This is a genomic window from Thalassotalea profundi (assembly GCF_014653195.1).
Taxonomy (GTDB): domain Bacteria; phylum Pseudomonadota; class Gammaproteobacteria; order Enterobacterales; family Alteromonadaceae; genus Thalassotalea_B; species Thalassotalea_B profundi.
The window spans coordinates 19,208-32,379 of the sequence record NZ_BNAH01000003.1 but is presented as its reverse complement, the minus strand read 5'-3'; the positions used below and the strand labels follow the sequence as shown (position 1 = coordinate 32,379).

11 protein-coding genes are annotated in these 13,172 nt (G+C 35.2%); 7 read left to right on the top strand and 4 right to left on the bottom strand.

The window, feature by feature from the left end; translation table 11 throughout:
• Positions 1 to 77: 77 nt before the first annotated feature.
• On the bottom strand, positions 78 to 1,301 hold the full coding sequence (locus tag IE155_RS04160) for a phosphopentomutase (protein WP_189376850.1): 1,224 nt from the start codon (positions 1,299 to 1,301) through the stop codon (positions 78 to 80).
• A 240-nt stretch (positions 1,302 to 1,541) separates the two neighbouring features.
• On the opposite strand from IE155_RS04160, the gene udk reads away from it, so the two are divergent.
• Genes udk through upp form a run of 5 tightly spaced genes read left to right on the top strand, consistent with a single transcriptional unit; the run spans position 1,542 to position 5,547 of the window.
• Positions 1,542 to 2,186, top strand: a complete 645-nt coding sequence (udk, locus tag IE155_RS04155) for a uridine kinase (protein ID WP_189376849.1) — start codon at positions 1,542 to 1,544, stop codon at positions 2,184 to 2,186.
• A 52-nt stretch (positions 2,187 to 2,238) separates the two neighbouring features.
• Positions 2,239 to 3,480 (top strand): NupC/NupG family nucleoside CNT transporter, encoded by a 1,242-nt coding sequence (locus tag IE155_RS04150; protein WP_189376848.1) that lies wholly within the window; start codon positions 2,239 to 2,241, stop codon positions 3,478 to 3,480.
• 18 nt (positions 3,481 to 3,498) lie between these two features.
• On the top strand, positions 3,499 to 4,299 hold the full coding sequence (gene deoC, locus IE155_RS04145) for a deoxyribose-phosphate aldolase (protein WP_189376847.1): 801 nt from the start codon (positions 3,499 to 3,501) through the stop codon (positions 4,297 to 4,299).
• Between the two features lie 7 nt (positions 4,300 to 4,306).
• Positions 4,307 to 4,885 carry a thymidine kinase gene (locus IE155_RS04140; protein WP_189376846.1) on the top strand — a complete coding sequence of 193 codons (579 nt, stop codon included), beginning with the start codon at positions 4,307 to 4,309 and terminating at the stop codon, positions 4,883 to 4,885.
• Between the two features lie 35 nt (positions 4,886 to 4,920).
• A complete protein-coding gene (gene upp / locus IE155_RS04135; RefSeq protein WP_189376845.1) occupies positions 4,921 to 5,547 on the top strand; it encodes a uracil phosphoribosyltransferase in 627 nt (208 codons plus the stop codon).
• A gap of 25 nt (positions 5,548 to 5,572) precedes the next feature.
• On the opposite strand, the gene deoA is transcribed toward upp, so the two are convergent.
• The 3 genes from deoA to IE155_RS04120 all read right to left on the bottom strand — a co-directional run bounded on the left by deoA (position 5,573) and on the right by IE155_RS04120 (position 10,616).
• Positions 5,573 to 6,886 (bottom strand): thymidine phosphorylase, encoded by a 1,314-nt coding sequence (deoA, locus tag IE155_RS04130; RefSeq protein WP_189376844.1) that lies wholly within the window; start codon positions 6,884 to 6,886, stop codon positions 5,573 to 5,575.
• A gap of 9 nt (positions 6,887 to 6,895) precedes the next feature.
• Positions 6,896 to 7,303 carry a cytidine deaminase gene (locus IE155_RS04125; protein WP_189376843.1) on the bottom strand — a complete coding sequence of 136 codons (408 nt, stop codon included), beginning with the start codon at positions 7,301 to 7,303 and terminating at the stop codon, positions 6,896 to 6,898.
• A gap of 145 nt (positions 7,304 to 7,448) precedes the next feature.
• A complete protein-coding gene (locus IE155_RS04120) occupies positions 7,449 to 10,616 on the bottom strand; it encodes a TonB-dependent receptor (RefSeq protein ID WP_189376842.1) in 3,168 nt (1,055 codons plus the stop codon).
• 702 nt (positions 10,617 to 11,318) lie between these two features.
• Between IE155_RS04120 and IE155_RS04115 the strand changes: the two genes are divergently transcribed.
• Positions 11,319 to 11,960: a TetR/AcrR family transcriptional regulator gene (locus tag IE155_RS04115; RefSeq protein ID WP_229817023.1), complete on the top strand. Its 642-nt coding sequence runs from the start codon at positions 11,319 to 11,321 to the stop codon at positions 11,958 to 11,960.
• 88 nt (positions 11,961 to 12,048) lie between these two features.
• Complete coding sequence (locus tag IE155_RS04110; RefSeq protein WP_189376841.1) at positions 12,049 to 13,167, top strand: endonuclease/exonuclease/phosphatase family protein; 1,119 nt, start codon at positions 12,049 to 12,051, stop codon at positions 13,165 to 13,167.
• Positions 13,168 to 13,172: the final 5 nt, after the last annotated feature.

The window sequence follows — 13,172 nt, the reverse complement described above, 5'->3', positions numbered from 1 at the left end:
AAGAACTTCTGCTGTTAATATTTTTGTTTTAATAGAAGTTTTATAAATCTGTACAATTATAACCAAGTATTAGATGTTTAAGTGTTTTTTTTGAAATTTATTGCAGATAAGAAACTTTCCCCGTATTCCATCGGTTCAAGGTTGAAAATATCTGCAATTGTTTGGCCTAGATCAGCAAACGTTTGTCGTTCACCTAAATCTACAGAAGCAATATTATGATGATAAGCTAATAGAGGTACATATTCTCTGGTATGGTCACTGCCAGGCCAAGTAGGATCACAACCATGATCGGCTGTCATTAACAAAAGGTCATCATCGTTCATCGCTTGGTATATATCAGGTAAACGCTTATCAAATTCTTCCAAGGCTTGTGCATAACCAATAGGATCTCTACGGTGACCAAAATCCTGATCAAAATTAACCAGATTGGTAAATATCACACTATTGTTTTGAGCTGTTTCTAAGTGTTTAATACTCGCATCTACCAAGGCCTCTATCCCTGTCGCTTTAGTTTTTTCGCTAATACCTTGATGGGCAAAGATATCTGCAATTTTACCTACGCTGATCACATGCCCGCCTGAACCAGTGAATTTATCCAAGACAGTTGGCGAGGGAGGTAATAAAGAATAATCTCTTCTATTTCCTGTACGAGCAAAGTCATTGCTATCAGTACCTATAAATGGACGAGCAATTACTCGGCCGATATTATAGTCTTCCAGCAGTGCTCTAACAGTTTCACAATAACGATATAAATTATCTAAACCAAAATGTTCTTCATGAGCCGCAATTTGAAATACACTATCGGCAGATGTATAACAAATAGGTAACCCTGTTTTAATATGCTCTTCACCTAGCTCGGCAATAATTTCAGTACCCGACGCGTGTCGATTTCCTAAAATACCTTTGAAACCTGTAGCTAAATTAATGTTTTCAATTAACTCATTAGGAAAACAATTTGTTTTTGATTCGAAATAGCCCCAATCAAATAATACAGGAACTCCCGCCATTTCCCAGTGTCCGCTTGGTGTGTCTTTACCTGAACTAATTTCTTTAGCGTAACCAAATGCCCCTTTTGTTGCTTTTGTATATGCCGTTGGAAACGTTTCTTTACCTGCAAATAAACTAGCCTGAACTAGCCCTAATTCAGTTAAATGAGGTAAAGATATTTCCTTTTTTTGCTGTTCAAAATAACGTTGTGCTATATGTGCAAAAGTATTTGCTCCTACATCACCAAATTTTTCAGCGTCAGGACTAGCACCAATACCAAAACTATCAAGTACTAAAATAATTACTCTTGCCATTTTTTTACCTTTTTTCTGAAAATATTTATGACCAGATGGTCAACTTGTGATAATTTAACAGTATTAAAAAAAACAACAATAATTAATTCTGTATTTATGGGTATTATAGACCTTTATCAGCATTATTATGCTTATATCGCAAAATTATCATGCTAAAATAGCACTTTAAAGACATACTGAATGTTTAACATAAATATTATAATTTAATATAAAGTAGCCACACAAAATAGGTAGCACCTTTTGCCAAATAGCAAACCAACAATTATCGCAATAACAGGCGCTTCTGCGTCTGGAAAATCATTATTTGCACATACAATATATGAAGAATTAGTACCCGAAATAGGCGAACATGGCATTTCCATCATTAAAGAGGATGCTTATTATCGTGAACAATCTCATTTAAGTATGGAACAGCGTGTTCTAACAAATTACGATCATCCTGATGCATTCGAACATACGTTATTGACTGAACACCTCAAACAGCTTGTTAATAAGCAACCAATTAAATGTCCTGTCTATTGCTACAAAACTCATACAAGAACCGATGAATTTATTGAAATACAACCTACTCCAATCGTGCTAGTGGAAGGTATTCTTTTATTTTCAAACCCTGAACTAAGAAGTCAATTTGATATTAAGGTTTATATGGACACGCCTTTAGATATTTGTCTCATAAGACGAATACAAAGAGATACTATTGAACGTGAAAGAACTATAGAGTCAATTACTCAACAATATTTAACTATGGTGCGCCCTATGTATTATCAGCATATTGAACCTGCAAAAGCCTATGCAGATGTGGTTATTACTAAAGGTGGTAAAAATAGAATGGCTATTGAACTACTTAAAGCAAAAATACGCCAATTAATTTCAAAAAAACAATAACTATTAAAATAATAATTTAAAAACAAAAATTAAAATAATAACAGAGGAATTTATGGAATTAACAGCACTTCGAGGAATATTAGGTATAGTTGCATTGATTGCCGTTGCCATTGCGTTTTCCCAACACAGAAAATCCATTAATTGGCGAACAATATCATTTGCATTTGCTATTCAATTATTACTCGGTGCGTTTGTTTTATATATTCCTTTTGGAAAAGATGTTTTAGCCTCAGTATCAAATGGTGTACAACAGGTAATTGATAGTGCTCAAGTCGGTATCGCTTTTTTATTTGGTGGTCTTGGAACAGATGCTATGTTTAGTAATGGCGTGGGATTTGTATTCGCCATAAGAGTATTACCTGTCATCATTTTCTTTTCTTCTTTAATTGCTGTCTTATACTATTTAAACATTATGCAATGGGTCGTAAAAATAATTGGTGGCGCATTACAAAAGCTTTTGCAAACATCTAAACCTGAATCATTATCGGCTACAGCTAATATTTTTGTTGGGCAAACCGAAGCCCCATTGGTGATAAAACCTTATATTTCTCGTATGACGCAATCTGAGCTATTTGCCATAATGGTTGGGGGGTTAGCCTCTGTTGCAGGTAGTGTATTAGTTGGTTATGCCGGATTAGGTGTCGAATTGAAATATTTGATCGCGGCTTCTTTTATGGCAGCGCCAGGTGGCTTGTTAATGGCTAAAATTATGGTTCCCGAGACTGAAAAGCCAAATTTCGATGAGCACGACATAAAAGAGGAAGATCATGAAAAACCCGCAAACGTTATAGATGCTGCGGCTATTGGTGCTGCATCAGGCCTAAAACTAGCAGTAAATGTTGGTGCCATGTTATTAGCGTTCATTGCCTTAATTGCTTTATTAAACATTTTAGTTGGTGGAACGGCCTCTTTACTAGGTTTTGAAAATATTACTATCGAGTTCTTACTAGGATATTTATTTGCCCCCGTAGCATTCATCATAGGTGTTCCAGTAAGTGAAATGTTACATGCAGGTAGCTTTATTGGACAAAAAATAGTGGTGAATGAGTTTTTTGCCTACGTAAATTATATGGAAGTTAAAGACACCTTATCTGCAAGCACTCAAGCGATTATAACCTTTGCATTATGTGGTTTTGCTAACCTATCTTCTATCGCAATTTTATTAGGTGGCATCGGTTCTATGGCACCGAATCGCCGTAAAGATATAGCAAGATTAGGCATGAAAGCTATGCTTGCTGCAACGTTAGCTAATTTAATGAGTGCTGCAATTGCTGGCATATTTGTTAGCTTATAAATATCAAAAGGACCAAAAATGAATTTAGCACAACAAAACGCAAAGCTTGCCATATCATTAATGGACTTGACCAGCTTAACCAACAATGAATCTGAACAAGATATCATTAACTTATGTATACAAGCGGCTTCTCCTGCTGGCAATACGGCAGCTATCTGCATCTATCCAAAATATATTCCCATTGCAAAAAAACAATTAACACTACAAGGGACCCCTAACATAAAAGTTGCTACTGTGACTAACTTTCCTCATGGCGGCGCAAACATTAACCTAGCTGTAGAAGAAACCAAAACGGCTATTTTATTAGGTGCCGATGAGGTTGATGTGGTCTTTCCTTATCAAGCCCTTATTAATGGTGATGAAGAAACAGGCTACAATCTAGTAAAAGCATGTAAGGCTGAATGTGGTAAAGAAGTTTTACTGAAAGTTATTATTGAGTCAGGCGTCTTAACTACCCCAACACTAATTAAAAAGGCAAGTGAATTAGCGATTAATGCTGGTGCTGACTTTATTAAAACATCAACTGGAAAGGTTGATATTAATGCGACACCTGAAGCTGCAAAAATAATGTTAGAGACGATCAATAAGCTTAATCCTAACGTTGGTTTTAAAGCCGCTGGAGGTGTAAAAAATGTCAACGAAGCTGAGGTTTATTTAACTTTAGCATTAGATACACTAGGATCTGCTTGGTTAAATTCAAGTCATTTTAGATTTGGCGCTAGTAGTTTGTTAGCAAACTTGTTAACTACGTTAAATGTCGCTGAATCTGACATTTCTTTAGACAATATAGTTTCGTCTTCAACTCAATCGAATTACTAGCATTAACATGGCACAACTTTATTTTTATTACTCTACAATGAATGCAGGTAAGTCTACTCATTTATTACAATCATCTTATAATTATCAAGAACGAGGCTTAACCACCCTACTCTATACCGCAAAAATTGATGACCGTTTTGCAAAAGGTAAAGTTAGTTCACGTATAGGCTTACAACAAGAGGCGCAATTATTTGATAAAGACAGCCCGTTATTTGAGCAAATTAGCCATGCACACACTAACAAAAAAGTTGACTGTGTATTAATTGATGAAGCACAGTTTTTAACTAAACAACAGGTTAAACAACTAACTGACGTTGTAGATACCTTAAACATCCCCGTACTTGCTTATGGTATACGCACTGACTTTTTAGGTGAAACCTTCGAAGGAAGTGCGACGCTATTAGCGTGGGCAGACAAACTTGTTGAACTAAAAACTATTTGCCATTGTGGGCGTAAAGCCAACTTTGTGATCAGAAGAGATGCTGATGGCGTAGCGGTTAAACACGGCGAGCAAATTGAAGTTGGTGGTAATGAACGTTATGAATCATTATGTAGAGAACATTTTAAAGCACTTATTTGGGTTTAAAAGTTTAAATATACAGACTTGAAAAGGAAAAAATCATGACCATTTACGTTAGTGATCATCCATTAGTAAAACATAAAACCACTTTACTTCGCGAAAAACATATTTCAATTAAAAGTTTTCGAGAGTTAACCAATGAACTAACTCAACTATTAATGGTAGATGCCACTAAATCATTAAGTCTTGTGGAAAAACCTATTAATTGTTGGTCAGGTACAATTTCAGCACCTTTACTTGAACATAATCAACCCACTTTAGTACCTATTTTACGTGCTGGCTTGGGTATGCTTGACGGCGCTTTATCAATACTACCATGCGCTAAAGTTAGTATTGTTGGTTTTAAGCGTAATGAAGAAACCTTAGCCGCTGATTATTATTATCAAAATATTGTAAATGACATCAATCAACGCGTCGCTATTATAATTGATCCCATGTTAGCTACAGGTGGCACTGCTATAGCAACAATTGATTTACTTAAAGAAACTGGTTGTACTGAAATTAAAGCATTGTTCTTAGTTGCAGCGCCTGAAGGCATTGATGCGTTAGTAAAAGCACACCCTGATGTTGAACTCTTTATCGGTGCAAAAGATGAATGTTTAAATGAAAAAGGTTATATCTTGCCGGGTTTAGGTGATGCGGGCGACAAAATATTTGGCACCCTTTAATCACTCTCACCTTTAAAAATAGACCCTAGGAAATAGTTTGATAAATAACTGGTGTAGGTTCAGGTTCACTTTCTGAGATTGTTAATGAATCTAAATAGGTTTTACTCGCCAGTTTTGCTTCACTTTCACTACTAGCATGGACTCTGGCGACGATATCACCACGATTTAATAAAGTACCAACAGGTAAAATCCGATCAAAACCAACACTATGATCAATCGGTTGGCCATTAGCTAAGCGACCACCTTTCATTGCAACTATTGCCATGCCAATATCACGAGTTTGCATTGCTGAAATATAGCCATGTTCTGGCGCTAATATTTCAACTATATGATTCGCTTTTTGCATTGCTCCCCAAGGATTGTCCAATAAATCAATTGGCCCTCCTAAAGTATAAATCATGGTCTCAAAGAGTTCAGCTGCACTACCTGAGTCAAGCACATTATTAATTCTTTCTAATGCATCTTTTTCATCAGTTGCTATTTGGGCATTAATTAACATGGCCTTTGCCAATGACAAAACAACAGCGTGTAAACGTGGCTCGCGTTGTTTACCCGTTAAGTACTTAACCGTTTCATAAATCTCTAAAGCATTACCTGCTGTTGTACCTAGCACTTGATTCATATCAGTAATAATAGCTTGTGTGTTAACACCTGCGCCATTAGCAACATTAACAATGCTTTGTGCAAGCGCGCTGGCATCATCCATTGATGACATCATAGCACCATTCCCATACTTCACATCCATCACTAAAGCATCTAATCCTGCTGATAACTTTTTAGACAGTATCGATGCCGTAATTAATGGAATAGACTCTACAGTAGCCGTAACATCTCGAATCGAATATAAACGCTTATCTGCAGGCGCTAAATTATCGGTTTGGGATATGATTGCAATCCTTAGCTCTTTAACCGTTTTCTTGAAGAGTTCAATACTTGGTTGAACATTAAAGCCCGCAATACTTTCGAGTTTATCTGATGTTCCACCTGTATGTCCTAATCCTCTGCCTGAAATCATCGGTACATAAGCACCACAAGCGCCTACAATTGCAGCTAACATAAAGCTAACTTTATCTCCAACACCACCGGTAGAATGCTTATCAATGACGGGACCATCTAACTCGTCCCACGTAAGTACATCACCTGAATTTTTCATGGCCATGGTAAGATTGACAATTTCATCAGTACTCATCCCTTGTTGATAAATAGCCATGGCCATCGAACCAACTTGAGCATCGTTAAATTCACCAGTGACTAAGCCACTCACAAAGTCTTGTATTTGTGCTAATGATAAATTTCCGCCATTGCGTTTTGTTCTAATAATCTCTTGAGGCAAAAACATAAGTATTCCTTACTTGTTAAGAAATTTAGGTGTGAAAGCATCGGGTAATAATTCAGCTACAGTCCAATGCACTTGCTTCCCTAAATGGTTAATAGCAGTGATTTGAGCGTCTTGTTCAAAAAATTCTGCAATTACTTGTCTACATGCGCCGCATGGGGGCACAAGTTTTTCTTGCTCTGTATATATAACTAATGTTTTAAACGAAGTTTCACCCGCGATAACAGCTTGAGCAATACAATTACGTTCTGCACAAACCGTTAAGCCGTATGATGCATTTTCAACATTACATCCACATACAATTGTATTACTTTCAGTTAATGCCGCGGCACCTACATGAAAATTACTGTAAGGCGCATAAGCATTATCAAATGCTTTTTTGGCATTAATAATAAGTTCATCAGTTAACTGGAATTTCACAAACACACTTCCTGACCAATTGGTTAAGTTATATTAACGAGTTATCGTTAAAAGTAAAGTAACTATGCATTTAAAAAGAATTTAAGCACTAAAAATAAAAAACCGCGCATATAGCGCGGTTTTAATATTAAAAACTAGTAACTTATTAGAAAGTGTATCTAACACCTACTTTAATATACCAAACTGATTCTTCACCTTCGATTTTATATGTACTTACATCGTCACCGATAGGTCCAAGCTTTGTACGACTGTTTGAGCTATAAACTATTTGACCAGCATCGTTCCAAGTCGCATTAGCAAACTCTTTATTAAAGTCATTTTCAGTAGGGCTATATACATGTCCCCAGTCACTATTAATTAAGTTAGCTAAGTTTTTTACTGTAAATGTTAACGTTCCTTTATGACCTTCCATTAAGCCAGGAATTTCTTGTTGAATCGATAAGTCCATCGTTGTTACCCAAGGGCGAGTTGAGGCATTTTTACCAACAAACCCACCGGCATAACCTTCTAATCCAGCAGGAGTAACATATTCAGCCATTAATTGTTCGTATGTCATACCATAAGCGTAAGCAACATTTGGATCATCAGCGCCTGATGGAATATAAGGAGTATAAGCATTATATCCTGACATATAATATTGATCACCCAAACCGCCATTGCGATAAGTCCCCATAACCCAACCATAACGTTGGCCTGAACGACGTTCAAAAAACAAGTTCATCTTAGTCGCATAACCTTCAAATAATTCGGTTGAATAGCCTAACGCAATTTTTAAACTATGCTCAATCTCATAACTACCGGCGCCCATATAATCAACGTTACGGCCTGAACTTACTACATTGTATTTATAGTTAGAAGCAGCTTGAGAACTTGTACCTGTATTACCATCTGTAACATCTTGATTAGTATAAGAAGCAGTCATGTTAAAACCACTATCCCAAAACTTACTTAGGCTAGTAGTAAAAACATTAGAATAACCATCTTTATCGGCATTAGTTAATAAAATATCGTAATGATCAGGACTAGAAACATCTACTGGTTCATAAATAATACGGCCGTCAGCAGTTGTTACACCGCTTGGTGTACGATTTAGATCACGCCATGCAAGGGAATCTTGTTTATCAACATAAATATATTCGGCTGACCATTTCCAATCATCACCTAAAGAAGGAATATCAAAGTTGTAATCAAACCCTACACTATAGCGCCATTCAGATGGTGTTTTAAAGTTTGAATCAATAATATCTGTTTCACCATCAGCAGTTACATTAGCTAATGAATCTTTCATATCTTGCGGTACATCAAGAGAAGTTAATCCTTCGTAATCTCGACGATTAGTAACATAATTAATACCACTTTTACTGTAAGAGTTAGAAATCCATACATTAGGCTTACCACCACTGAATAAACCGACACCACCACGCACAGTTAAATCATCACTTGCGTACCACGTAATACCTACGCGAGGTAACCAAATATCTGTACCATCTAAGTTTTCTTGGTTGTCATATCCGTAGCGTTCGACAAATTTGGGATTATATTGTGGTTTATCTTCAGAAAAGATTCTTTCATAGCGTAAGCCATAGCTTAAGTCTATATTATCACTTAATGCCCAGTCATCTTGAACATAAAATGAATACGTCCCCATCACTAATGATGCGGCTGTATCTGCTTGAATATTTGAAGGAGCATTACCATAATAAAGCTCGCCATTACCAGCAGCAAAATCTTCTATACTGTCAAAGGTCCAAGTTCCTAATGTAGCTTCGGCGAACATGTTAAATATGTCATTTTTTTCATATTGAACACCAAAAGCAAGTTTATGATCACCAATTAAATATTCGCCATCTACATTAAGGCGCCATGTTTTAGTTTCTAACTCGTTAGCATGACGGTAGTTGTCTGGTCCAAAATTGATACCATCTCCACGATCACTACCAGGTGCATTATCAACACTTACTTTACCAAAATCTCGGGTTGCAACACCTGAAATTGATTCGACATGTTTATATGAAGCAGCAATTTCTGTAGTAAAGTCTGAATTCCAATCAGAATATAAATGCATCGCATATGAATTCATATTTTGTTGGTAGTCATACCAGTTAGTTGAGGTATTTAATGCGTAACTTGAGTTAGTTACATTTCGTATGCTATTACTTTCATCACGGTTATAAGTGAAAGATGAACGGTGATCATCATTTATATTCCAATCTAATTTAATTAGAATTTTTTCATCTTCTTCTTTTGGATTACCTACCCAGCTACCAATATCACTAATACCGTAACGCTCTTTAGCAATTGCAGCAACTTCATTATATTGATCTAGTGTAAAGCCCGTTGCAAGTGGCTTATCTGTACCTTCTGGTCCATAATTTGAGGCCGTAGGTTTTTCAAAATTTTCATAGTTAGCAAAGAAGAATAATTTATCTTCAATAAGAGCACCACCTACATGAACACCATAAGTATCACTTTTAACACCTTCTATTTCATTGCCCTTTGAATAGCTAGTATCATAGTCACCAGCCCAACTGTCGGATGTTTTTTCATAAAAAACACCACCATGCAATTCATTAGTACCTGATTTAGTTACTGCGTTTATACGCGCACCACTAAAGCCACCAAATTTTGCATTATAAGGATTTGTATCAATGGAAATTTGATCAATTGCATCAAGCGAAATAGGAGAACGTTGAGTTGGATAACCGTTACCATTTAAACCAAAGTCATCATTAAGACCAACACCATCTACATTAAGACTATTAAAGCGTGGGTTAGAACCTGCTACAGAAAACTCATTACTATCGCCACCTAAAGAAGAAGCAAGTGGGTTCTGTCTTAAAACATCCTTTAAATCTCGATTAAAAGACGGAGCATTTTCAATTGATTCAGATCCAAAGTAACTTGAACTACCTGCATTAGAAGAAAAAGCGACAGAATTGCCTGTTACAACAATTCTTTCTAAATTCTGTTCTTCAGACAGTTGCTCATTAAAACGTAATGTTTGTCCTAATTGAAGAAAAATATTCCCTTTTGATGAATCTTGGAATTTATCTGAATCTATTAAAATCTCATATGGGCCACCAACGCGTAAACCAGATGCACTAAATGAACCAGTTTCGTTTGTAACAACTTCAGTGACTGTCCCAGAAGGTTGATGGATCAGCATGATTTTAGTATTGGGAGCTGCTTGACCATTTGGCCCTACAATAGTTCCTCTAACTGAGGAAGTTGTATCAGCAGCCATAGCTGAGGTAGTTAAACCAAGTGCAAGAACAACAGCACTAGTTAGTTGAGAGAGGCGATGGGTTTTCATCTTTTGTTTTCCCTTGTGTAAGTATTATATATTTTTGTATTTTAGCGTTCGAGCACTGAAAGTTTATCGTTGCTTAACCACTAATAAATATTTATTAACAGCTAAATTAAAACAAACTTATCTTACATTTTTATTACAATATTTTAGAACAGCAATAAATACAAGTTAACTAAATTTACTTATAAATAATAAAAAACCAAAATAAAAACAAAAAACCTTATATATCAGTTAAATAACAATTCAATCCACAAAAATATTTTTTTGAAAAAAATTGAACTTTTTTTACAATTAGCTTTACAGCAGATGAAAAATATATTTTTTAACCATTAGGTCAAGTAAATATATAGTAAGAATGAAAAGCAGTATAAATAGGCATCACATCACACAAATAACATAACCTTATGAACAGAATAATTTAATAACTTTAAGAAATATTCGAAATCATAAAAATAAATTTAACAAAAGTATAATATTGTACGATTAAACTGGTTAAACAGTTATAAATACGACTTTATCTATTTATGTTTATGATTATAAGTAATATGCTATGGTCAATATCTTCAGTTCATTACGCTTAAAATTCAAGCAATACTGACCTTTTGGTTACATAGCTGTTTACATGGATAATGTTCAATGAAATAACATTTTAATGACAAACAAGCTTTAGCCTGTTAAAAAGCAATGATTAAAAGAACGAATAAAATGACAATAATGTTTGATAAAAAAGTGGATAAAAAACAAGGTTCCATCAGAATCAAAAGTGAAATGAAAATTTTAGCTGCAGCATCTGATGAGTTTATTTTACAGGGATATAAAGGAGCGACTGTTCAATCAATAGCTGATCGTGCTGAACTACCTAAAGCTAATGTACTTTATTATTTTAAAAATAAAGAGAACATTTATCATGCAGTATTAGAAAAAACACTCGATATGTGGGATCAAGGTATTGGCGACATCGTTTATGAAGACGGTCCTCGCCTTGCTATAGAAAAATTTATCGCTGCTAAAGTAAAAATGTCATTCCAGCATCCTAATGCATCAAAAATTTATGCCATGGAAATTATCCAAGGGGCTTTACATTTAAAAGAATTTTCACGAACTTACTTAAGAAAATGGGTGAAAGAGAAAGCCAAAATTTTTCAGCAATGGATTGATGAAGGAAAAATGGAAGACATAGACCCCGTTAAGCTTATATTTTTAATTTGGTCAACAACACAACATTATGCAGATTTTGAAACACAAATATTATCAGTAATGAATAGAGCAGATTATGAAGAAGAAGATCAAGAACAAGTTACACAATTTTTAACTGAATTTGTTTTACGTGGTACTGGCATAAAATAGGACATAAATTTTGCTAAAATACTTCACACCCCCATCAATTGTTTTTTATTCGTTAGTTGTTTTATTTACTACTTATAAGGTTCATGCTATGGAAAAAGATACCATTAGGGTCGCTACATTTAATGTGAGTATGGACGCTTCCAATTATGTAAATTCTCATAAAAACAAAAAGTTGTCTAGTGATGCCCTTAACCAAGCACTTGATGCCCATCATTCACAAATTAAAAATATTGCCGAAATTATTCAACAAATAAATCCTGATATTATTTTACTTAATGAATTTGATTACCAAGGTCAACAAGACAAAGCGCTCATAAAGTTTATGACACTATATTTAGAGAAATCACAAAATAATCAATCACCAATTAAGTTCCCTTATTATTATCAAGCTGATGTAAATACTGGTGTTAAAACAAAATTTGATCTTAATAATGATGCTAAAATAACGACTCCAGCAGATACATATGGCTTCGGAAGTTTCCCAGGGCAATATGGCATGGCAATATTATCAAAATATCCTATTGATAAAACGGCTATCCGAACATTTCAATATTTCAAATGGAAAGATATGCCAGGAGCTTTAAAGCCTGTTGACCCTAAAACAAATAATTCTTGGTACAGCGAACAAGCTTGGGCTGATTTTCGCTTATCTTCAAAATCTCATTGGGATATACCTATTTCTATAAATAACAAAAAAATTCATGTCCTTGCGAGTCACCCGACGCCACCTGTTTTTGATGGACCAGAAGATAGAAACGGTAAACGAAACCACGATGAAATAAGGTTCTGGGTTGACTATGTAGATCCTTTAAAATCTTCTTATATTTATGACGATAACAACAAATACGGCGGGTTATCTAAAGATAGTCGTTTTGTGATTTTAGGGGATTTAAACGCATCGAACCTCGATGGAGATGCAATATATAACGGTATCAATTCACTTCTTACAAGCCCTTTTATTCAAGATCCAAAACCTGAAAGTTTAGGTGGTGCATCTCACAACAGTAATAATAGTAATGCAAAATATCATACTGCCTTTTGGGGCATGCGTGCCGATTACGTTTTACCATCCGTTTCTGGTTGGGTGATAAAAAAATCTGGCATATTCTGGCCAAACAAAGAAGATACTGCATATCAACTAATTAAAGATAGGAATGCCTCTTCAGATCACCGCTTAGTATGGGTTGATTTAACATTAACTAAATAATTTAA